A 21,050-nucleotide genomic window follows, 5' to 3' on the forward strand; every position below is an offset into this window, starting at 1 on the left:
TATGTTATTACAAAGACTCAACTCTTTAACGGTTTTTATTTGAAAGGATATAATTTTAAATTATCTGCACTGTACAAGGCGCACCATCACCAGGTTAACAAGAAGAAAACCTCATTAGGTACAGCATTGTAACATCAGTTAAGACCAGTATTAAATATCCGTCAAATATGTATGAAATTAAAGTGACAATTATTACAAGGCAGCATTTCTCCTGAAATTGGGGGAAAACGCATGGTAAGTGGTATTTGAGGTTTGGGATTAAAAATGAAAAGCTCCAGGCGGAGCTTTATATTTTGTCTATTCGGTGAATTTATACCCAACTCCTCTGACTGAATGGAAATATCTGGAGTTCCGGCTATCTTCTTCAAAGTATTTACGGAAGTTCAGGATAAAGTTATCAATGGTACGTGTGGTGGGATACACATTATAGCCCCATACCACCTGCAGGATCTTCTCACGGGTTACCACTTCCCCTTTGTTTTCGATCAGCAATTTCAGCAGCATTGCTTCCTTTTTGCTTAGTTCATAATGCTTCCCATCTTTTCCTATACATTCCTGTGCCCCAAAATCGATTTCATTACTACCAAAGCGGTAAACACTTGGAACACTATCTTTATCCTGGATTTTCTTATTCTTTACGATCAACTTTTCTACCCGGAGTAATAATTCTTCCAGGTTAAATGGCTTGGTCATATAATCATCTCCACCTTTTTTCAATCCGAGCACACGGTCAGCACTGCTATTCTTGGCACTAAGGAATAAGATGGGTACTTCATTATTCTGGATCCTGATGTTTTCACATACAGCAATACCATCCATTTCCGGTAGCATGATATCCAGGATAATCAGGTCGAAATATTCATTCTTAACCGCCTTTAAAGCAGCGGTGCCATTATCTACAGCCGTAACTTCATATCCTTCAAGCTCCAGGTTCAGCTTCAATGCTTCCTGGAGGTTCTCTTCGTCCTCTACCAGTAGTATGGATGCTTTTGTAGCTTCCTTCATAGTTTATAATTGCAATAGCTAATTTACATTGTTTGAGCCGAATATATAGGCCATGTTATTTCGAAACAGGCGCCAGCCGGCACATTATCCTTTACAATAATGGTTCCTCCATGTTGCTGTACTATTTTCTCTGTAAGGAATAAGCCTAATCCTGATCCCTTTGATTTCCGCGTATTTTCATTGCCTATACGATAAAATTTCAGGAAGATTCGTCTCCGTTCATCTTCAGGTATGCCAGGTCCTTCATCCGTTACTTTTAGCTTTAGTTGGTTCCCTGTTTCTATTAACTGTACATCTATCACCGTATGTTTAGGTGAATATTTGGCAGCATTCTCTACCAGGTTACTCAGCATGATCTGCAACATGAATTTGTCTCCATTCAACCACACATCAGGCAAAATATGTGCCTGTATGGTATGTGTCGGTATCCGGGATTGAATTTCCTTTACACCGGCTTCCAGCAGAGAGGAAAAATCAAGGTCTTCCCGGAATAGTTGGTATCGCTGGGATTCCATCTGGGATGCCAGTAAGATATTATTACAAAGCTGATCAAGGCGGTTGGTTTCGCGGATCGTATTATCCAGCAACCGATGTTGTTTTTCCTCATCCAGCTTATGTTTCCGTAATGTTTCCAGATTTAGTTTTGCAGCGGCTATAGGAGATTTCAATTCATGAGTTACTGCCATCATAAAATTCTGCTGTTGTTGTGATAGCTTCATCTGTTTATAGATAGCCAGATATACAAAGAATCCACCCAGCAGGATGATAGCAAGAAAAATAACACCTTCCCCAAAGAACATGACAGATCGTCGCTCTTCTGTAGTTTGTATACGTTGCAATTCCTGATGATATTCTACGGGGTGGGCTACGCTATCCGTGCGTAACATCAGGTTCTGGATCTCAAATCGGGTTATCTGTTCACTTTGCATAAACAGGAGGACTCCCCACCATACCAGTGCAAGAATAGTGTAAGCAAGTATGAAAAGATAGATGAAGGAAATTACCTTTCCTTCGTGCATTTTAAGGAATAGCTTTCTCATTTTGTCGTAACCCGGCTTTCTCGATCCGCAGGCCTACATTCATAATATCTGGCAACGGATTTTGCCGCATGTTTTGTTCAAAAGTAAACCGGTAAGTACCCGGCTTGTTCAATATTGCCCGCTGTTGAATAGGAATCTGATGTTCGTAAATATCATCCAAACCGCTACCCAGCCATTTACCAGACATATCTGCCAGAGGCAATTCAACGCGTTGGGGAATTGGCTGACCTTCCGGAAACTGTGTATTTACCACCAGCCATATATTACTGTAAGGGTAAGAATCCTTATGCCTTACATTCACATAAATATTGTATACATAGGCAGTATCCTGTGGTTGCAGAGTCACCTCAAAAACAGGCTTGTGGCTGTAAGACCATTGATGGCCCGGGATCTCCAGGTTCTTTTCATAGGTGTCCATCTTCATGGGTTGGCAAGATGCTGTTGCCAACAACATACCCGCGGCCACAATAATCCGGCAGAAATTATTCATATACTTCGAAATACTTTTTATGCATGACGGCTGATCATCTGTAATTGATTACAGTACGTTGAGTACTTGTTCTTTTGCCTTTTCCAGCTCATCCTTCATTAGCACAACCCATTGTTGTATGCTGGCATCGTTTGCCTTTGAACCTGTAGTATTGATCTCTCTTCCTATTTCCTGCAACACAAATCCCAATTTCTTTCCTTTTGCAGAATCAACTTCATGTAAGATCTCTTTAAAATAACGGCAGTGATTTTCCAACCTGATCAGTTCTTCAGAGATGTCCAGTTTTTCTAAATAAAAGATCAGTTCCTGCTCCAGACGGTTCCCATCCACATTCTCTTTCCCCACATGTTCTGCCAGCAAACTTTCCAGTCGCAGACGAACTCTATCTTTACGCAGAGGGTCCAGTTCCCGCACCTTTACACAATAAGACTCTATATTATCTATCCGTACCAACAGATCTGCAGCCATCATCTGTCCCTCATCCTGGCGATGTGCATCCAGTTCTGCCAGGGCGGCCTTCAGCACTTTCTCCACCTCTTTCCACTCTTCCTCTGTAATCTGCTCTGTGGCGGGTGTCACTACCTCCGGAAGTTTCATCAGTACATTCAGCATCTCTTCCTGAGGAAGGTTTAGCTCAGTAGCAAGTGTACTGATAGACTGGTGATAAAACCTGGCCAGTTCTGTGTTGATCATTACCGGACGGGTAGCACCGTTTTGCCTTACATTCACCGTTGCATCCAGCGTACCACGCAGCAATGCCTGCTGTAACTGGTTGCGGATATCGAACTCGTAAGGCTTTAATAACGGGGAAATTTTCAGATTAACATCAAACTGCTTACCATTAAGCGATTTTACTTCTGCCACAATAGTGGTCTCTCCCCTGGTATTTTCCGCCCTTCCGAAGCCGGTCATTGATTTCAGCATAATAGAGATTTGTGAGTAACAAACCTACCTAAATTAGGGCAAAGCGCAAAAGAATAGCTACAAGCTACCTAGAGTGAGCCTATCCAAACAATAGGCCGTAGATCTCCCGCTGGCTCATTTCCCTCATTTGTCCGGGCTGAATTCCTTCTATGGTAACACCAGCTATACGATAACGGATAAGTCTCAACGTAGGGAATCCCGCAGCAGCAGTCATTTTACGTACCTGCCGGTTTTTGCCTTCCCGTAGCACCAGTTTGATCCAGGGAGCCGGAATATTTTTACGGAACCGGATGGGAGGATTCCTTTCCGGCACCACTGGTTCCGTATTAAATATTTCTGCGTTGCAGCGACGGGTCTGATATTTTTTCCCATCTACCGTAATCTGAACTCCCTGACGTAATTGCCGGATAGCAGGATCGTCAATAGCGCCATCTACCTGTACCCAATATTCCCGCTCATGCGCAAATTTAGGATCCAGCAACTTGTTATTCAATGATTTATCATTGGAAAGAATAAGCAATCCCTCACTATCATAATCCAGCCTGCCTACCGGATAAACATCCGAGGGGACTTTAAAATAATCTGCCAGACTGTCCTTCCCATCCTCCTTCCCAAAACGGGTAAGTACCTGGAATGGTTTATATATAACATAATAATTAAACGGCATACACTAACAACTCACTACTTAAGAGTAAATTGCCCGTAAATTAGTAATTTTGCGGTCGAATATATGTGTACAGCTTTCCATAATGCTTCTTGTCTGAATTGCCAGGCCCGCTTTGGATCAATCCTTTTCAAAGCTGAAAAGTGCAATCTGGAAGAAATTGAAGCCGCCAAAGTATGCTCAATGTATAAAAAAGGGCAGGTAGTATTCCAGGAAGGAGCATATCCTTTTGGGATCTATTGCGTGAATACCGGTAAGATTAAATTGTCACATTGTGGAGATGATGGTCGCGAGCAGATTGTGCGACTTGCCAAACCAGGCGACATCATAGGCTATAAAGCACTCCTTAGCGCTGAACGCTATACCGCTTCTGCAATCGCCCTGGATGATGCTTCTGTATGCTTTATTCCCAAAGATCTTTTCATGAGCGTGTTACAGAAAGATGCCAGTCTTTCCTTTGAAATGATGCGCATCATTGCCAGCGAACTACGTAAAGCAGAGCTTAAGATCACTCACCTCTCCCAGAAGCCTGTACGCGAACGACTAGCAGAAACACTCCTCTTTATTAAAGAAACCTATGGTGTGGAAGCAGACGGCTTCACTCTTAACGTTCGCCTCTCCCGCGAAGAAATAGCCAACCTTGTTGGCACCGCCACAGAATCGGCCATCAGGCTGCTGTCTGAATTTAAAAAGGACGGTCTCATCGAACTTCAGGGTAAAAAAATCCGCCTGCTCAATACTGAGGAATTAATGCGTACCGCCAATCTCCAGGATTAAGGATGACCTCCATCACATTTTAGGTTGATGATGATCATTGTCATCCGTAAGCTATACGGCTAGCTTTGTTCCAAATCTTCAATATGGCTACGCTATCCGCTATCCCTGGGACACAAGTACAATGTGATCACTGCGGAGAAACATGTACGGACACCAACATTACTCTTGGCGATAAATCTTTCTGCTGCCAAGGCTGTAAACTGGTATACGAAATATTGAACGAGAACGACCTCTGTGAATATTATTCCCTTAATGATAAACCTGGGCTGGCACAACGTATCTCTGTGAGAAAAGATAAATTCGCCTTTCTCGATGATGAAAAGATTCAGCAGCAACTGCTGCAGTACCGTGATGATGAACAAACACATGTTACATTTTACATTCCTTATATTCATTGCAGCTCCTGCTTGTGGTTACTTGAAAATCTTCATCGGCTTGATCCGGGCGTACAGAAAGTAACGGTCAACTTTACCAAAAAAGAAGCACAGATCATTTTCCGGCACACCCAGACATCAATGAGAAAAGTGGTGGAAGCATTGACCCGAATCGGATATGAACCTTACATCAGCCTACAAGATCTGAACCGGAAAAAGCCGCGCCTGCAACGCGACCTCATTTATCGCATTGGCGTTGCTGGCTGCTGCTTCGGAAACATTATGCTGCTCAGTTTTCCTGAATATTTTTCCGGACATAGCTACTCAGATCCAAAACTAAACACCCTCTTTCGTTATCTTAATCTGCTCTTGTCATTACCCGTATTCTTCTATAGTGCACAGGTATTTTTCAAGTCTGCCTGGAACAGTCTGAAAGCTGGATTCCTCAATATTGATGTACCTATTGTACTGGCTATCATTGTTACCTTTGTGCGTAGCCTGTCAGACGTTCTTTCCGGTAATGGCGCGGGGTATTTCGACTCAATGACCGGCATCGTTTTCTTCATGCTGGCCGGCCGCATCCTGCAGGAAAAAACATATCAGGGCCTTTCTTTCGACCGCGACTACACAGCTTATTTTCCAGTAGCGGTTTCTGTTATTAAAGCAGGTAAGGAGATACCTTCTGCATTGCCGGATATAAAAGTTAATGATACCTTACTGATTCATCATGATGAACTGATCCCTGCGGATGGAATATTAATAAAAGGTAGTGCTTTAATAGATTACAGCTTTGTTACAGGAGAGTCCCTTCCTGTCATAAAGGCAACAGGAGAGATTGTATATGCAGGAGGGAAACAACTTGAGGGTAACATCGAAATACTCACTATTAAAGAAGTAGCCCAGAGTTATCTTACCAGCCTGTGGAACCGTGAGGAACTGAAAGATCCAACAGATAAACAAGAATCATTTATTCATTTGCTGTCACGTAATTTTACCTGGGTAGTACTTTGGATTGCTGTCATTTGCGCAACTTACTGGTGGGCACACGATCCGGCCCGTATATGGCCTGCCGTTACAGCTGTCTTGATTATTGCCTGTCCCTGTGCGCTCTTGCTGGCATCCTCTTTCACCAATGGACATATTCTCCGGATCTTAAGTCGTCATAAATTATATCTGCGCAATGCTGCTGCAATAGAACGCCTCGCTGGTGTAGATCATATTGTATTTGATAAAACAGGTACACTGACAAGTAAAGCGAACAGTACTGTTACCTACACCGGACAATCTCTTACTCCTGATCAAACAGTTGCCATCGTATCCCTGGCAGCACAATCCACACATCCGCTCAGTAAAATAATAGCGGGTCATTACAAAAATATAAATCATCTGCCGGTAACCAGCTTTAAGTCTACTACTTCACAGGGAATCCGCGGATGGGTACAGGAACATTTTATAGAACTGGGGAGTGCCGCATTTGTAGGTGCACCCGAAAATATTACTTCCGAAAACAGTGTTGTATTTGTCGCTATTGATGGTAATATTATCGGCTACTTCAGTATTGGGAATCAATTCAGAGAAGGCATTTCTTCTTTATTAAAACAACTGCAGACAAGATATCAACTCTCTCTTTTGTCTGGCGATAACAGCGCGGAGAAGATAAACCTCCGCAAGCTGATGGGACCCAAAGCCACACTACGTTTTACCCAACAACCACATGACAAACTGAACTATATACTACGATTGCAAAAAGAGGGATCAAGTGTGCTTATGATCGGCGATGGACTAAACGATGCAGGTGCATTAAAACAAAGTGATGTTGGGATTTCTATTGCAGAAAACAGTAACAATTTTACGCCTGCGAGCGATGGAATATTAGAAGCCGCAAAATTACCGCAATTACCACACTTTATAAAAATCTGCAAGGCCAACAACCGAATCATCATCATCAGTTTTATCATTTCACTGATCTATAACATTACCGGACTTTACTTTGCAGTACAAGGTATATTATCCCCGCTCACAGCCGCTATCCTCATGCCGGCAAGTTCTATCAGCATAATACTGATCACCTATGGATTAAGCGAATGGGCAGACAAGCACTGATGTAAATCAGGAGGTGCATTGAGTTCCATCATGATCCCGGTACATACGGTGTCATAGCTTTGTTACTGCAATAAAACTATTACATTATGAGCGTGATCATTATTCTACTGGGAGCCAGCCTTATGGTGGCATTGTTTTTCCTCGCAGCATTTATATGGTCTGTAAAAAATGGCCAGTTTGAAGATAGTTTTTCCCCTGCACACCGTGTGCTTTTTGACAATCCACAAACACCCAATGTACATATCTGCAAATCACAAAAGCAGTGCAGTAACAAGAACTGCAAATCTGCTATTTGCAAAAACTAGCATCCTCCTACATTATCAACTAGTAATTGAATATATATGCCTCTTGAAAAATTCTCGTACGACAATCGTACTGTAAAATGGTTTGCATATGCATGTATTGGCTGGGGCCTGATAGGCATGCTGGCAGGACTCTGGGCTGCACTTGCATTAGTGTGGCCGGATATAAATCTTGGTTATGCACCTACAACTTTTGGTAGGGTGAGGCCCGTACACACCAACGCTGTAATCTTTGCCTTTGTGGGCAATGGTATCTTCATGGGAGTGTACTACTCACTACAACGCCTGTGCAAAGCACGCATGTTCAGTGATGTATTAAGTAAAATCCATTTCTGGGGATGGCAAGCCATTATCGCCTGCGGCGCTGTTACCCTGCTGATGGGATGTACTACCGGTAAAGAATATGCAGAACTGGAATGGCCTATCGACATCGCTATTACTCTGGTATGGGTAGTATTCGGTGCCAATATGCTGGGAACTATTCTTCGCCGGCGTGAAGCGCATCTGTATGTAGCTATCTGGTTTTACATCGGTACCTGGGTAGCCGTTGCAATGCTACATATTGTGAACTCTTTTGAAATGCCGCTGTCTTTTATGAAAAGCTACTCCTGGTATGCAGGGGTGCAGGATGCGCTGGTACAATGGTGGTATGGACACAATGCGGTAGCATTCTTCCTGACCACACCCTACCTGGGACTTATGTATTACTTTGTTCCCAAAGCGGCGAACAGACCCGTATATTCTTACCGCTGGTCTATCATTCATTTCTGGGCACTCATTTTTATTTATATATGGGCAGGGCCGCATCACTTATTATATACTGCATTACCTGAATGGGCACAATCCTTAGGTACTGTATTCTCCATTATGCTGATCTTTCCTTCCTGGGGTGGTATGCTGAATGGGTTATTAACACTACGTGGTGCATGGGATCGCGTAAGGGAAGATGCTATCCTGAAATTTTTCGTAGTGGCGCTCACCTGCTATGGTATGGCCACTTTCGAAGGACCAATGTTATCTCTTAAAAATGTAAATGCAATCAGCCATTATACTGACTGGACTATTGCACATGTGCATGTGGGTGCATTGGGATGGAACGGGTTCCTGACTTTTGGTATTCTCTACTGGATGCTGCCACGTATTTTCAGCACCAGTTTATACTCTAAAAAATGGGCGAATACACACTTCTGGTTAGGTACGCTGGGTATTATTTTTTATGTGATTCCGCTTTACTGGGCAGCATTTACACAGAGTATGATGTGGAAACAGTTTACTCCGGAAGGACAGTTAAAATTTCAGTTCCTTGAAACCGTAAATACCATAGTGCCAATGTATGCATTACGTGCATTGGGAGGTACATTATACATTTCCGGTGTGATCCTGATGATCGTGAATCTCACAAAAACAGTACGCCGCGGAGTATTTGTACCAAATGAACCTGCTGAAGCAGCCCCCCTACCAAAAGTAATTGTTACTCATGGTAAAACACACTGGCATAACTGGATAGAACGCCGGCCTATACAATTGGCGGTATTCAGCCTGATAGTAGTGGGAATCGGGGGTATTCTTGAACTGATACCAACGTTCCTGATTAGAAGTAACATCCCTACTATTACCAGCGTAAAACCATATACACCGCTGGAACTGCATGGTCGTGATATTTATATCCGTGAAGGCTGTTATACCTGTCATTCCCAGATGATCCGTCCTTTCCGTGATGAGGTGGCCCGTTATGGAGAATATTCCAAAGCGGGCGAGTTTATATATGATCATCCATTCCAGTGGGGATCTAAACGCACCGGACCAGATCTGGCCAGGTTAGGAGGCAAGTATCCAAACTCATGGCACTACAATCACATGATAGACCCTACTTCTATGTCACCCGGATCTATCATGCCACAATATCCGTGGTTATTTAACGATAAAATCGACAAAGCATTAACGCCAGCCATGATCAACGTGATGCGCAAACTGGGTGTGCCTTATACCCCTGGTTACGAAAAACAGGCCAATGCTGATATGGAAAAACAGGCACAGGAAATAACAGTTTCCCTGCAAAAAGATAAGTTGCCTATTCAGTCAGATCGGGAAATTGTTGCGCTCATTGCTTATTTGCAACGTCTGGGAAAAGATATTAAAGCCACCCATTAAATTATACTACTTATGAAGTTCGTCAACTACCTGGAAACAATTACCGGTGTGAGCGTATATCCGTTGTCCTCACTGATAATCTTTACCATCTTCTTTACAGTAGCCACTATTTGGGCTCTTAAAGCAGATAAAAGCATGATAGATCATATCAGTCATATCCCACTGGATGGAGAAGAAGAAGCGTAATAATCTAACTGCAACAAATATGAATAAGAAACTAATCAATATATCTGTATTTATGCTCTGCCTGTTAAGCAGCCTTTCCGCTTCTGCGCAGGACAGACCTGAACCTCCTTCTGAGTTAAGTAATCCTGTGGCTATCGTGCTGCTTACTGTGATAATAGGCCTCTTCATTGCCATTGCCATCCTGGGCAATGCTGTAATAGCGTCCATGGATATCTATCGCGAAAGAATGAAAAAGGCCGGAAAAACAGTATTAACCGTATTAATACTACTGGCCGCTACTCAGGTAATGGGCCAGGAAACTATGAAAAAAACAGCCATTTCCAATACGATCAATGGTTTGTCCCAAACATCCTTTTACATGTTGGTTACAGTCATTGCGTTGGAGATAAGTATTATTATCAGTTTGCTGTTCACCTTACGGATTCTGGTTGGTATTGAGCGTAAAAAACGGATCAAACCGGTAAAGACAATCGTTCCTGGTAAGCCGGCAGTTAGTTGGTTCGACAAACTGAACGATACCCAAAGCGTAGATGATACAGCAGAAGCTGACGTGGATATGGGACATGATTATGATGGTATCCGCGAATTAAATAACCCTACACCTCCCTGGTGGAGATATGGTTTTTATTGCAGTATCGTGTTTGCTGTGATCTATATGTGGCGATTCCAGATAGTTCACTCAGCCCCATCCCAACTGGAAGAACTGGCAATCGCAGAAAAAGAAGCCTCAGAAGAGAAAGCCGAATATTTGAAGAATGCAGCTAACAACATCGACGAGAAAAGTGTGAAGTTGTTAACAGATCCGGCAGAGCTGGCGGCGGCACAGAAATTATTCACTGCCAGTTGTGCGCCCTGTCATGGACCTCAGGGGCAGGGAGTAGTAGGACCAAACCTGACAGATGATTACTGGTTGCATGGCGGAAAGATCAGTGATGTATTTACTACCATCAAATACGGCGTGCCGGATAAAGGAATGAAGTCCTGGAAAGACGATTTCTCTCCACGGCAGCTTGCCCAGCTGGCTAGTTACATCAAAAGTATCCATGGTTCTAACCCTCCTAATCCAAAAGAAAAACAAGGAATACTTGAACAATGATCTTAGTTAAAAAGTATTTGTGATGGAAGAAACAGAATCGTTCAGAGATAGTATAGCCACTGTTGATAAACAGGGGAAACGCAATTGGATCTATGCACAGAAACCTTCGGGTAAATATTATAATGCCAGGAGTATTCTAAGTTATCTGTATTTCATTGTGTTTTTTGTTGGCCCATTTATTAAAATAAATGGCCGGCCCTTGTTTTTACTGAATGTAGTAGAGGGTAAGTTCATTCTCTTTGGGGCCATCTTCTGGCCACAGGATTTCTTCATCTTTGGACTGGCAATGGTAGCCTTTATCCTGTTCATTGTATTGTTCACAATGGCCTTTGGCCGTCTCTTCTGTGGATGGGCATGTCCACAAACAGTATTCATGGAAATGCTTTTCCGGAAAATAGAATACTGGATAGAAGGAAATGCCGCCGCACAGAAGTTGTTGAATAAAGCCCCCTGGAATACCGAAAAGATCAGGAAGAAAACAATTAAACATGTGCTGTTCTACGTTTTATCCTTCCTAATTGCCAACACCTTCCTGGCGTATATCATCGGCATTGACAGCCTGATGCATATTATCAAGGGCCCAGTATCTGTACATGCCGGGGGGCTGGCAACCATGCTCATTTTCTCTGGCATTTTCTATGGCGTATTTACCTTCTTCAGAGAACAGGTATGCACCGTGATTTGTCCTTATGGCCGTTTGCAGGGAGTATTGTTAGACAGAGATTCATTAGTGGTGGCATATGATTATGAAAGGGGTGAACCGAGAGGACATTTTAAGAAACAGGAAGAACATTCAGGAGGAGATTGTATAGACTGTTTACAATGCGTAAAAGTGTGTCCTACAGGAATAGATATTCGTAATGGTACCCAGCTGGAATGTGTGAATTGCACTGCCTGTATTGATGCCTGTAATTTCATGATGGAAAAAACAGGCCGTCCACTACACCTCATCCGTTATGCTTCAGAGAACGGGATTGCCAACAAACAGCCTTTACATTTCAGCACCCGTTATAAAGTATACAGTCTGTTACTCATTACCATACTGTCGGCTATTTCCTGGATGCTGATCAGCAGGCAACCAGTAAGTGGTGCTGTAATGCGCACTGCAGGCATGCTGTACCAGGAAAGAGGCATGGATAGTATTACGAATCTGTACCGCATTAAACTGGTAAATAAAACAACGGGCAACATCCTGGTCTCTCTAAAACTGGAAGACACTCCAGGCTCAATAAATCTTTTAGGCCAGCCAGTTATCCATGTAAAGGCAGAAGATCAGGGAGAGGGAACTTTCTTTGTTGTCCTGCCCCGCAAGAACATCAAAGACCGTAAAACTATCCTGCATATAGCACTATATACAGGCAATAAAAAAACCGGATCCATCAAAACCACTTTCCTGGGTCCTGTAAAATAAAACACATCACTATGAACTGGGGACATAAAATCATCATCGTATTTACCCTTTTCGCGGCCGGCATTCTTACTCTGGTCACCAAAAGTATGAATACCAGGCTAGACCTGGTAACACCCGATTATTACGGAGAAGAGCTGAAATATCAGCAGGTGATAGATGGCCGGAAACAGGCATTAAATCTCTCATCTCCCATTGCAATAAGCCAGGAAGAACATACGATCACACTGGCATTCCCATCAGAGATGCAGAATATTCCTCTTACAGGGAATGTACTTTTCTACCGTGCTTCAGACTCAAGGCAGGATGTAAGCCTGTCACTGAAAAAAGGCTTGCTTATTATTGATAAAAACCGTTTGCACAAAGGCAATTACCGGATACAGTTGAAATGGCAGGCAAACGGCAAACAATACTTTCAGGAAAACGAAATGATGGTAAACTAAATTGAGTATGCTTTTAACATTTCTTTATGCACTGACACTTGGCTTCATTGGCTCTTTTCATTGTATTGGTATGTGTGGGCCAATAGCTTTAACGTTACCAGTACAACACCTGGATGGCAACAGGAAGATGGCCGGGATTCTGCTGTACAATTCAGGAAGGATCAGTGCATACAGCGGAATAGGTATTGCCTCCGGATGGCTCGGCAAACAATTTTATATAGGGGGGCTACAGCAATGGTTATCCATTACACTGGGATGCGGATTGTTGCTGGTTATCATACTACAGTACGGTGGTCGCAATACCCTGTTCCATTTTAATACAGGTATCTACGGTACCCATATTAAAATAATCCTGGGCAAACTGCTCCGTAAACAACAGTTACGCACCCTCTTTTCCATTGGTTTCTTCAATGGAATGCTTCCCTGCGGACTGGTTTATTTCGCTGTAGCAGGAGCCATAGCCACCGGCAGTATCTGGCAGGGGGCTTTGTTCATGTGTGCGTTTGGAGCCGGTACCTTGCCTGCTATGGTTACTATTACGTGGTGCAGCCAGGTTATAACTCTCAACATGCGCAACAGATTGCGCCAATTTATACCATGCGCAGTAGGCCTTATGGCAGTACTACTGATTATGCGCGGGTTAAATCTGGGAATCCCTTATATCAGTCCTACATTATCTCCCCAGCATGGAAAAATTATCGAACACTGTTATAAATCTTCATAGTATGAGCCTCATTCAAAAATACAATGTTGCGGCACCCCGCTATACGAGTTATCCTACTGTTCCCTATTGGAATAACGCCGGTTTTGAGATGGACAACTGGCAACAGCTATTAAAGCAATCATTCCGGGCATCGAACGATACAGAAGGTATCAGCATTTATATTCATCTGCCTTACTGTGAACAACTTTGTACCTATTGTGGATGCAACAAGTACATTACTGTTAATCATGCTGTGGAGGAACCTTATATCGACACGCTTCTCAAAGAATGGCGGCTATATCTCGCGCTGTTTGAAAAGCGTCCGCAGATTCGTGAGCTACATCTTGGTGGTGGCACTCCTACATTTTTTACACCCGCAAATCTACATCAGCTTGTAAGCGGTATTTTCCGGGAGGCAGATGTATTAAAAGACGCTTCCCTCAGCTTTGAAGGACATCCGAATAATACCACTGCCGCTCATATGCAGACATTGTATGATCTGGGATTCCGACGTATGAGTCTGGGTATACAGGACTTTGATATCCGGGTACAGAAAATCATTAACCGTATTCAACCTTTTGAAACCGTAGCACATGTGATGAATGAGGCAAGAGCAATCGGTTATACTTCCATCAACTTTGACCTTGTATACGGATTACCGTTGCAGACAGCAGCAAGTGTAACAGATACCATTAATCAGGTAATGCAGCTACAGCCGGACAGGATCTCCTTTTACAGTTATGCGCATGTGCCCTGGGTGAAAGGAGTAGGACAGCGCCGGTATTCAGAAGCAGACTTACCGAAAGATGAAGAAAAGCGCGCGCTATATGATCTTGGTAAAGCAATGTTTGCAGCAAACAGTTACACAGAGATAGGAATGGATCATTTTGCCCTACCGGAAGATCCGCTTTATGAAACCTTTATCCGGGGAACATTACACCGCAATTTTATGGGTTATACGGATCATCATACCTCCGTGATGATAGGATTAGGTTCCTCTTCGATAGGGGATAGCTGGTATGCCTATGCACAAAATGAAAAACAGATTGCTGCCTGGCAACAATTGGTGAATCGCGGACAGTTTCCAGTAGTACGTGGTCATATACTAAGCCAGGAAGACCTCCTGTTACGGCGCCATATTCATGCACTCATGTGTAGTTTTGAAACTACCTGGAATAAGGCTGATACCCAATGTGACGCTATTGTAGAGGGCTTGCAGCGCTTACAGGAACTTGAAAAAGACGGGCTTGTGATTATACATCCAAAGAAAGTCTCTGTAACAGAGAAAGGGCGTCCGTTTATACGGAACATTTGTATGGCATTTGATGCTCGCTTATGGCAACAATTACCACAATCGCAACTCTTCAGTAATGCGATCTAGTATATTCTCTTCATTCTTACCGCTTTATGTTCCTATAAAATCAAGAGTATTCAAAAAGAGAAAAACTTTTTCCAGAAAATGGACTTCAAAAACGGAAGCGGATTACAAAAATGATGATTTCTCTATTTTTGCGTTCTACTTCATATGGAAATAAAAATGTGTAGATAGGAGGCATGATGAGAGGTGATAATAAAAAAGCAAATTGGCGGAAACTCTTGCGGGGAAAGGATTCTAACGGGCATTAAAAAAGTCTGACCGTGTTTACAATCAGACTTTCTTGTTATGTGAATGGGTTAGTAAGTACAGGAAACATAAATTCCCTACACAATATTAAAAAGAATTTCATCACAAAAGAAAAAAAATGCAAACTTTTTTATTCACACCAGTAAAAAAATTGTGGATAACAACCATTACTACAACGAGTGATTACTTTATTTCTTCTTCAGAACAAACCAGAACCTTCAATTAATTATTCCGGATTCTCTACTACCTTTACACCACTAAACAGTACACTACATGAAGTTGAACGCACCGCTGGCGGTAACGGAAATAGCAGCATTCATAGGCGCAGAGCTGGTTGGCAATGACCAGTTAATGGCTACAGGCATTAATGAGATCCATAAAGTTGAACCTGGAGATATCTCCTTTGTAGACTTTGAAAAGTATTACAACGCCTGTCTGCAATCTGCAGCAACTATTATTATCATAAATAAAAAAGTTGATTGTCCTCCGGGCAAAGCATTACTCGTTTTACCTGATCCGTTCAGTGCTTATGTGAAACTTGTTAAACGCTTCCGTCCCTTTGAACCAGCCACCAAACCCATCAGCGATTCCGCTGTGATAGGGGAAGACACCATCATACAGCCTAATGTTTTCATTGGTAATCATGTGCGCATAGGCAGCAATTGTATTATACATCCCAACGTAACTATTTACGACAATACGATCATCGGTAACAACGTAATTATTCATGCCGGAACAGTAATCGGTGCAGATGCTTTCTACTTTAAGAAACGGGCAGACAGGGAAGTAATGTATGATAAACTGGAAAGTTGCGGACGCGTAATTATTGAAGATGATGTGGAAATAGGTGCAGGATGCGCGATCGATAAAGGGGTAAGTGGAGACACCATCATCGGCCGTGGTACTAAATTTGATAACATGATCCATATAGGTCATGGTACCGTAATAGGTCGCAATTGTTTATTTGCCGGTCAGGTTGGTGTGGGCGGAAAAGCCATTATAGAAGACAACGTAATTTTATGGGGACAGGTAGGTGTATCTAAAGATCTTACCATACACAAGGGTGTGATAGTACTTGCACAAAGTGGTGTAGGTGGCGACCTGGAAGCTGGTAAAATATACTTCGGATCTCCTGTAGAAGATGCCCGCGTGAAGAAGAAAGAACTGGCCTGGATTAAACGCATTCCAGAGATGTGGGAAAAACTCAATGGAAAATAATTCCTGATGTGGGGCCGGTCCAGAAGTCTTTCAGTTTATCAGAAAGAGGTATCTTTTTAGCCGGCCCTGCATTCAGTTTTAAGTATTCAATATGGTCCGCACCCTGCTTACTTCTTTTCTCCTGATTGCCTGTTGTACTGCCGGATATTCCCAGAAGGGACTATATACCCCCGCACAGGAATGGCCGGTAAAGATCAACGATGGTTGGTTCACAGCTAAAACCATCACTTACGGGCCATATACCACAACCGACCGTAAAAATGGTATTGCAGATGCAGCAGCTGTCAGTTTTATCAAAGACCCTCAGGCTCCCTTTAATTTTATAGTAACCGGACAAGATGAAAGGATTCTGGTGCAGGAACTCAGGGCACTTCATGTTGCCTTTTCAAGCCGGTCTTTACCCTCTTTTCTGGACAATATGCCTTCAACGGCTCCTTTCTCCTATGTACAGATCAACGGTACTAAAAATGACCCTTTAAAACGCTGGGAACTGATTCTGAAAGAAGCAACTTACCTGGAGCTAAATGAAAACAAACCGTTGGGTACCCTGCGCTCTGACCAGGATGAGATCCGCATAACGGCTCATAATGACTTCGGAACTAAGAATTCCTATGAGAATATCTGCTATGAATTTCACTACCGCCGCAAGGATATAGCGGCCGTAATACCGGGAGAAAAACCCCGTATATGGATGAGTACGGAAATTCCTGTTACCCTCCAACCTGTGCTGGCTGCTACTATTGGCGCATTACTATTGAGATAGTACCTGATGTTCCTTGAATGCACGGCACATTCTGGCAATCGTTGCCTTTAATGGTGTAAATGTAAATCCGGGCAATGCAGACTGGATCTTACTGTTGTTATAATATACTTTTAGCTGGGCTGTCCGGGCTGTCTCTTTTGTCAGGAGCGCTTTCTTTCCCGTGAACTTTGTTTTAAGACCTTCAACACGCCACACAATTTCTGCTAACCATGGTTTCACAGCAATATGAGGAGGCTTCTTACCAAGCTGTGTGGCCATTTCAGTAAACAGTTCACGGTAACCGTAGTTCTCTGCAGACAAAATAAATCGCTGTCCCTTTATATCACTTTCCATCAAACGCATCATCACTTCTGCCACATCATTCACATCTGTAAAACCATTAACACCATTTGTATAAAAAGGAAATTCTTTCCAGGCATTCCTCACAAGCATACTGGAAGGATCGTCCCAGAAACCACTTCCCAGTATAATAGCAGGATTTACAATCGCAGTGGCAAGGCCCTCTGCATTTGCTCTCCATACTTCCATTTCTGCCAGATATTTACTCACCGCATACTGCGAATTGTTCTTGCTTTCCTGCCATTCATTCTCCTCATCAATCACACCATTTGCTTTAGCACGGCCCAGCGCAGCTACAGAACTCACATGCACCAGCTTCTTTACACCCGCATCAATTGCCATGTTCACCACATTAGCGGTACCTTCCACATTCACCTTCATCATCTCATTATGATTCCCTGGATGAAAAGAAACCACCGCTGCGCAGTGATATACCTTATCTACTCCAGCCATCACATCTTCCAGCACACATACATCCAGGATATCGCCGGTTACCCATTCAATCTTGTCCTGTATATCCTGTAACTGATAAGGAATTTTTTTACGAAACAATGCACGTACCTGTTCCCCATCATTCACCAGTTTCCGTAATAAATGACTCCCTAAAAATCCTGTTCCTCCCGTAACTAAAATCATGTCCTAAGTCCCGTTTTGTATAAGAATCCAAAGATAATTATGAATTATCAATGTGTGGCTGAAATGATCATGCCTCAACCGTAATTATAAAACCCCTTTCCGCTTTTCTTTCCTAATGCCCCCTGCTGTACCCGTTCTATCTGTAATCTGTTAGGCGTAAATCTCGGCGCTTTATCAAATGAATCGTACAGAGATTGTGTAACTGCCAGGTTCACATCGTTTCCTATCAGATCCATCAGTGCAAACGGCCCCATACGAAAGCCGGCGCTCTCCAGCAACCTGTCAGTTGCTTTATAATCAGCTACACCATCTTCAGCTACCTTCATCGCTTCAAGATAATAGTGGCGGGCTACACGGTTCACGATGAACCCTGGTGTGTCCTTTACATTTACCGGCGTTTTACCCAGTTTTAATGACAGCGCATACAACAACTCAACTACCTGCAGAGATGTTTGTATCCCCTGCACAATCTCCACCAGCTTCATCACTGGTGCCGGGTTAAAGAAGTGCATGCCCGCTACTCGCTCGGGATGTAAGATGCCAGCTGCGATAGCCGACACCGCGAGGGAAGATGTATTTGTTGCAAAGATTGTTTCATGACTATTGATGGCGGCCAGCTCATTAAACAATCCTGTTTTGACAGTTATTTTCTCTACAATGGCTTCAATGATCAATTCTGCTACACAATCTTTCACATCATTGGTGAACTGTATGCGTTCCAGTATAACTGTTTGCTGATCCACCGCCAGTTTCCCTTTTGCTACCGCAGTTTCCAGCTGCCTGATTATCTGCTGCTTTGAGTTATCCAGTACCACCTGTTGAAGATCAAAAAGTACTGTACGGTAACCCGCCATAGCAGCTACCTGTGCGATGCCTGCCCCCATAGTGCCTGCGCCACAAACGGCGATCGTATTTATCTGGTCAATTTTGATCATATTCGTTTTGGTGTGTACAAAAGAAAAAGGAGAATGACGCTGATATAAACACCTTCGCCGTTCTCCTTTTCCCTTTAATATTTTCTGGTTACTGAGATAAAACTATCTCATAAACAAATTTGCCTGTCTAGATTGCTCCCTCAAACTGCTCCAGGAACCTGGTATCATTCTCTGAGAACAGACGAAGATCCTTGATCTGGTATTTTAACATTGTGATACGCTCTATTCCCATCCCAAATGCAAACCCAGTATACTTTTCAGGGTCAATTCCGCAGTTCTCCAGCACCTTGGGATGCACCATACCACAACCGAGAATCTCAACCCAACCAGTGTGCTTACATACGGAACAACCTTTACCACCACAAATGATACAGGAAATATCCATTTCCGCACTAGGCTCTGTGAAAGGGAAATACGAAGGACGGAAGCGGATTCTTACATCCTCTCCAAACAACTCCTTAACAAAGTGATAAAGCGTTTGTTTCAGATCGGCGAAGGAAACATTCTCATCTATATACAATCCTTCTACCTGGTGGAAAAAGCAATGTGCACGGGCAGAAATAGTTTCATTCCGGTATACACGGCCGGGGCAGATAATACGGATGGGTAACTTTCCCAGTTCCATCGTTCTTACCTGAACGGATGATGTATGGGTGCGTAATAACCAGTCGGGATTCTGACTGATGTAGAAAGTATCCTGCATATCGCGCGCCGGGTGGTTTTCCGGTAGATTCAATGCAGTAAAGTTATGCCAGTCATCTTCAATTTCAGGCCCTTCTGCAATAGCAAAACCCAGGCGCTCAAATATGCCGATAATATTATTTCTTACAATGCTGATTGGGTGACGGGTACCCAGGCGGTGAGGTTCTGCCGGTAATGTAAAGTCGGTATCGCCTGTAGTACTGGCGGCATCGTCTTTAAGGTGTTCAAACTGCGCATATCTTTCTTCTGCCAGCTGCTTAAAGCTGTTTAGCACCTGTCCAAACTCTTTCTTGCGGTCATTAGGCACCTGCTTCATTTCCCCGAACATGGCCTTTACAATCCCCTTAGTTCCGAGAAACCGGATACGGTATTGTTCCAGATCGGCTGCTGTGGCCGGTTCAAAGGAAATTATTTCCTGTTTGTATGCAGCTATTTGCTGTTCTATCTGCTCCATAGGGGGCAAAGATAATTAAAAGATCAGCTTATAGCCAACCCCCCTGATGTTCACTATCTGGATCCGGGGATCTTCTTTGAGGTAACGCCGTATTTTGGTGATGAAAACATCCATACTGCGGGCATTAAAAAAGCTGTCATCTCCCCACAAATCCAGCAGAATGGTTTTCCGTTCCATTACCTGATTACGGTTGTCGGACAAGCGACGCAATATTTCGGCCTCCCGGTGGGAAAGGAATTCCGTATTATTATTCCGGGTAAGGGTCTGTTTTGTATAGTTAAAAATATACTGGCCTATCTGTACAACATCTGCACTGGCATCAGAAGATCCCTGCTGATCGTTATATCGCTGCAGCAACGATTTGATCCGCACAATCAACTCATCCATACTAAATGGTTTCTTCAGGTAATCATTACCTCCCAGTTCAAATCCTTTTACCACATCTGCAGTCTGGGATTTAGCCGTGAGAAAGATGATAGGGGTAAGTTTATCCTCTTTGCGGATCTCTGTCGTTACCGAAAATCCATCCATATTTGGCATCATGATATCCAGCACAACAACATCAGGATGATGTTCCTGGTATAATTTCAGACCTTCCTTCCCATCCTCTGCATATAACATTTCAAACCCCCGCATCTCAAGGCTGTCTTTCACAATCTGGCCCAACTGCCATTCGTCTTCTATAAGCAATACTTTAGACATCGATTCTGAAT

Annotated in this window: 21 protein-coding genes; 12 read left to right on the top strand and 9 right to left on the bottom strand. The window is 43.2% G+C overall.

Features of this window, described 5'->3' with window-relative positions; all coding sequences use genetic code 11:
• Positions 1 to 297: 297 nt before the first annotated feature.
• From BM176_RS08140 to BM176_RS08160, 5 genes are all read right to left on the bottom strand, one after another.
• Complete coding sequence (locus BM176_RS08140; protein ID WP_090101412.1) at positions 298 to 1,005, bottom strand: response regulator transcription factor; 708 nt, start codon at positions 1,003 to 1,005, stop codon at positions 298 to 300.
• A gap of 23 nt (positions 1,006 to 1,028) precedes the next feature.
• On the bottom strand, positions 1,029 to 2,045 hold the full coding sequence (locus tag BM176_RS08145) for a sensor histidine kinase (protein ID WP_090101414.1): 1,017 nt from the start codon (positions 2,043 to 2,045) through the stop codon (positions 1,029 to 1,031).
• The gene (locus BM176_RS08150) at positions 2,026 to 2,535 is read right to left on the bottom strand and encodes a gliding motility lipoprotein GldH (RefSeq protein ID WP_090101416.1); all 510 of its coding nucleotides are present in this window, start codon (positions 2,533 to 2,535) and stop codon (positions 2,026 to 2,028) included. The genes BM176_RS08145 and BM176_RS08150 overlap by 20 nt, the downstream gene beginning before the upstream one ends.
• Positions 2,536 to 2,583: 48 nt before the next feature.
• Positions 2,584 to 3,459 carry a YicC/YloC family endoribonuclease gene (locus BM176_RS08155; RefSeq protein WP_090101418.1) on the bottom strand — a complete coding sequence of 292 codons (876 nt, stop codon included), beginning with the start codon at positions 3,457 to 3,459 and terminating at the stop codon, positions 2,584 to 2,586.
• 79 nt (positions 3,460 to 3,538) lie between these two features.
• Positions 3,539 to 4,126, bottom strand: coding sequence for a pseudouridine synthase (locus BM176_RS08160; protein ID WP_090101421.1), 588 nt, complete (start codon positions 4,124 to 4,126; stop codon positions 3,539 to 3,541).
• Positions 4,127 to 4,189: 63 nt separating this feature from the next.
• On the opposite strand from BM176_RS08160, the gene BM176_RS08165 reads away from it, so the two are divergent.
• The 12 genes from BM176_RS08165 to BM176_RS08220 all read left to right on the top strand — a co-directional run bounded on the left by BM176_RS08165 (position 4,190) and on the right by BM176_RS08220 (position 17,271).
• Positions 4,190 to 4,900, top strand: a complete 711-nt coding sequence (locus BM176_RS08165; RefSeq protein ID WP_090101423.1) for a Crp/Fnr family transcriptional regulator — start codon at positions 4,190 to 4,192, stop codon at positions 4,898 to 4,900.
• An 83-nt stretch (positions 4,901 to 4,983) separates the two neighbouring features.
• Positions 4,984 to 7,377 carry a heavy metal translocating P-type ATPase gene (locus tag BM176_RS08170; RefSeq protein ID WP_090101425.1) on the top strand — a complete coding sequence of 798 codons (2,394 nt, stop codon included), beginning with the start codon at positions 4,984 to 4,986 and terminating at the stop codon, positions 7,375 to 7,377.
• A gap of 86 nt (positions 7,378 to 7,463) precedes the next feature.
• On the top strand, positions 7,464 to 7,682 hold the full coding sequence (gene ccoS / locus BM176_RS08175) for a cbb3-type cytochrome oxidase assembly protein CcoS (RefSeq protein WP_090101427.1): 219 nt from the start codon (positions 7,464 to 7,466) through the stop codon (positions 7,680 to 7,682).
• Positions 7,683 to 7,718: 36 nt separating this feature from the next.
• Positions 7,719 to 9,830 (top strand): cytochrome-c oxidase, cbb3-type subunit I, encoded by a 2,112-nt coding sequence (gene ccoN, locus BM176_RS08180; protein ID WP_090101436.1) that lies wholly within the window; start codon positions 7,719 to 7,721, stop codon positions 9,828 to 9,830.
• Between the two features lie 12 nt (positions 9,831 to 9,842).
• Positions 9,843 to 10,016 carry a CcoQ/FixQ family Cbb3-type cytochrome c oxidase assembly chaperone gene (locus tag BM176_RS08185; protein ID WP_090101441.1) on the top strand — a complete coding sequence of 58 codons (174 nt, stop codon included), beginning with the start codon at positions 9,843 to 9,845 and terminating at the stop codon, positions 10,014 to 10,016.
• Between the two features lie 19 nt (positions 10,017 to 10,035).
• Positions 10,036 to 11,112 carry a cbb3-type cytochrome c oxidase N-terminal domain-containing protein gene (locus tag BM176_RS08190; protein WP_177230329.1) on the top strand — a complete coding sequence of 359 codons (1,077 nt, stop codon included), beginning with the start codon at positions 10,036 to 10,038 and terminating at the stop codon, positions 11,110 to 11,112.
• 22 nt (positions 11,113 to 11,134) lie between these two features.
• Positions 11,135 to 12,523, top strand: coding sequence for a cytochrome c oxidase accessory protein CcoG (gene ccoG, locus BM176_RS08195; protein WP_090101446.1), 1,389 nt, complete (start codon positions 11,135 to 11,137; stop codon positions 12,521 to 12,523).
• An 11-nt stretch (positions 12,524 to 12,534) separates the two neighbouring features.
• A complete protein-coding gene (locus tag BM176_RS08200; RefSeq protein ID WP_090101447.1) occupies positions 12,535 to 12,963 on the top strand; it encodes a FixH family protein in 429 nt (142 codons plus the stop codon).
• Positions 12,964 to 12,970: 7 nt separating this feature from the next.
• Positions 12,971 to 13,687, top strand: coding sequence for a sulfite exporter TauE/SafE family protein (locus BM176_RS08205; RefSeq protein ID WP_090101448.1), 717 nt, complete (start codon positions 12,971 to 12,973; stop codon positions 13,685 to 13,687).
• Position 13,688: 1 nt separating this feature from the next.
• The gene (hemN, locus tag BM176_RS08210; protein ID WP_090101449.1) at positions 13,689 to 15,047 is read left to right on the top strand and encodes an oxygen-independent coproporphyrinogen III oxidase; all 1,359 of its coding nucleotides are present in this window, start codon (positions 13,689 to 13,691) and stop codon (positions 15,045 to 15,047) included.
• 516 nt (positions 15,048 to 15,563) lie between these two features.
• A complete protein-coding gene (locus BM176_RS08215) occupies positions 15,564 to 16,508 on the top strand; it encodes a UDP-3-O-(3-hydroxymyristoyl)glucosamine N-acyltransferase (protein ID WP_090101450.1) in 945 nt (314 codons plus the stop codon).
• Between the two features lie 91 nt (positions 16,509 to 16,599).
• Positions 16,600 to 17,271: a hypothetical protein gene (locus BM176_RS08220; RefSeq protein WP_090101451.1), complete on the top strand. Its 672-nt coding sequence runs from the start codon at positions 16,600 to 16,602 to the stop codon at positions 17,269 to 17,271.
• Here BM176_RS08220 and BM176_RS08225 read toward each other — a convergent pair.
• The 4 genes from BM176_RS08225 to BM176_RS08240 form a co-directional block, all read right to left on the bottom strand.
• Positions 17,260 to 18,246 carry an NAD-dependent epimerase/dehydratase family protein gene (locus BM176_RS08225; RefSeq protein ID WP_090101452.1) on the bottom strand — a complete coding sequence of 329 codons (987 nt, stop codon included), beginning with the start codon at positions 18,244 to 18,246 and terminating at the stop codon, positions 17,260 to 17,262. The genes BM176_RS08220 and BM176_RS08225 overlap by 12 nt on opposite strands.
• A gap of 74 nt (positions 18,247 to 18,320) precedes the next feature.
• Complete coding sequence (locus BM176_RS08230; RefSeq protein ID WP_090101453.1) at positions 18,321 to 19,181, bottom strand: 3-hydroxyacyl-CoA dehydrogenase NAD-binding domain-containing protein; 861 nt, start codon at positions 19,179 to 19,181, stop codon at positions 18,321 to 18,323.
• A 127-nt stretch (positions 19,182 to 19,308) separates the two neighbouring features.
• Positions 19,309 to 20,337 (bottom strand): phenylalanine--tRNA ligase subunit alpha, encoded by a 1,029-nt coding sequence (gene pheS / locus BM176_RS08235; RefSeq protein WP_090101454.1) that lies wholly within the window; start codon positions 20,335 to 20,337, stop codon positions 19,309 to 19,311.
• A 15-nt stretch (positions 20,338 to 20,352) separates the two neighbouring features.
• A complete protein-coding gene (locus BM176_RS08240; protein WP_090101456.1) occupies positions 20,353 to 21,039 on the bottom strand; it encodes a response regulator transcription factor in 687 nt (228 codons plus the stop codon).
• Positions 21,040 to 21,050 lie beyond the last annotated feature (11 nt).

Source organism: Chitinophaga sp. CF118 (genome assembly GCF_900112615.1).
Classification (GTDB): Bacteria; Bacteroidota; Bacteroidia; order Chitinophagales; family Chitinophagaceae; genus Chitinophaga.

What these genes read in the sequence shown, in the direction of transcription:
- BM176_RS08140 (WP_090101412.1), bottom strand. Translation starts at nt 1,005, where the DNA reads ATGAAGGAAGCTACAAAAGCATCCATACTACTGGTAGAGGACGAAGAG.
- BM176_RS08170 (WP_090101425.1), top strand. Translation starts at nt 4,984, where the DNA reads ATGGCTACGCTATCCGCTATCCCTGGGACACAAGTACAATGTGATCAC.
- ccoN (WP_090101436.1), top strand. Translation starts at nt 7,719, where the DNA reads ATGCCTCTTGAAAAATTCTCGTACGACAATCGTACTGTAAAATGGTTT.
- BM176_RS08165 (WP_090101423.1), top strand. Translation starts at nt 4,190, where the DNA reads ATGTGTACAGCTTTCCATAATGCTTCTTGTCTGAATTGCCAGGCCCGC.
- ccoS (WP_090101427.1), top strand. Translation starts at nt 7,464, where the DNA reads ATGAGCGTGATCATTATTCTACTGGGAGCCAGCCTTATGGTGGCATTG.
- BM176_RS08200 (WP_090101447.1), top strand. Translation starts at nt 12,535, where the DNA reads ATGAACTGGGGACATAAAATCATCATCGTATTTACCCTTTTCGCGGCC.
- BM176_RS08220 (WP_090101451.1), top strand. Translation starts at nt 16,600, where the DNA reads ATGGTCCGCACCCTGCTTACTTCTTTTCTCCTGATTGCCTGTTGTACT.
- BM176_RS08160 (WP_090101421.1), bottom strand. Translation starts at nt 4,126, where the DNA reads ATGCCGTTTAATTATTATGTTATATATAAACCATTCCAGGTACTTACC.
- BM176_RS08155 (WP_090101418.1), bottom strand. Translation starts at nt 3,459, where the DNA reads ATGCTGAAATCAATGACCGGCTTCGGAAGGGCGGAAAATACCAGGGGA.
- BM176_RS08205 (WP_090101448.1), top strand. Translation starts at nt 12,971, where the DNA reads ATGCTTTTAACATTTCTTTATGCACTGACACTTGGCTTCATTGGCTCT.
- BM176_RS08225 (WP_090101452.1), bottom strand. Translation starts at nt 18,246, where the DNA reads ATGATTTTAGTTACGGGAGGAACAGGATTTTTAGGGAGTCATTTATTA.
- hemN (WP_090101449.1), top strand. Translation starts at nt 13,689, where the DNA reads ATGAGCCTCATTCAAAAATACAATGTTGCGGCACCCCGCTATACGAGT.
- BM176_RS08215 (WP_090101450.1), top strand. Translation starts at nt 15,564, where the DNA reads ATGAAGTTGAACGCACCGCTGGCGGTAACGGAAATAGCAGCATTCATA.
- BM176_RS08190 (WP_177230329.1), top strand. Translation starts at nt 10,036, where the DNA reads ATGAATAAGAAACTAATCAATATATCTGTATTTATGCTCTGCCTGTTA.
- pheS (WP_090101454.1), bottom strand. Translation starts at nt 20,337, where the DNA reads ATGGAGCAGATAGAACAGCAAATAGCTGCATACAAACAGGAAATAATT.
- BM176_RS08240 (WP_090101456.1), bottom strand. Translation starts at nt 21,039, where the DNA reads ATGTCTAAAGTATTGCTTATAGAAGACGAATGGCAGTTGGGCCAGATT.
- BM176_RS08145 (WP_090101414.1), bottom strand. Translation starts at nt 2,045, where the DNA reads ATGAGAAAGCTATTCCTTAAAATGCACGAAGGAAAGGTAATTTCCTTC.
- BM176_RS08185 (WP_090101441.1), top strand. Translation starts at nt 9,843, where the DNA reads ATGAAGTTCGTCAACTACCTGGAAACAATTACCGGTGTGAGCGTATAT.
- BM176_RS08230 (WP_090101453.1), bottom strand. Translation starts at nt 19,181, where the DNA reads ATGATCAAAATTGACCAGATAAATACGATCGCCGTTTGTGGCGCAGGC.
- ccoG (WP_090101446.1), top strand. Translation starts at nt 11,135, where the DNA reads ATGGAAGAAACAGAATCGTTCAGAGATAGTATAGCCACTGTTGATAAA.
- BM176_RS08150 (WP_090101416.1), bottom strand. Translation starts at nt 2,535, where the DNA reads ATGAATAATTTCTGCCGGATTATTGTGGCCGCGGGTATGTTGTTGGCA.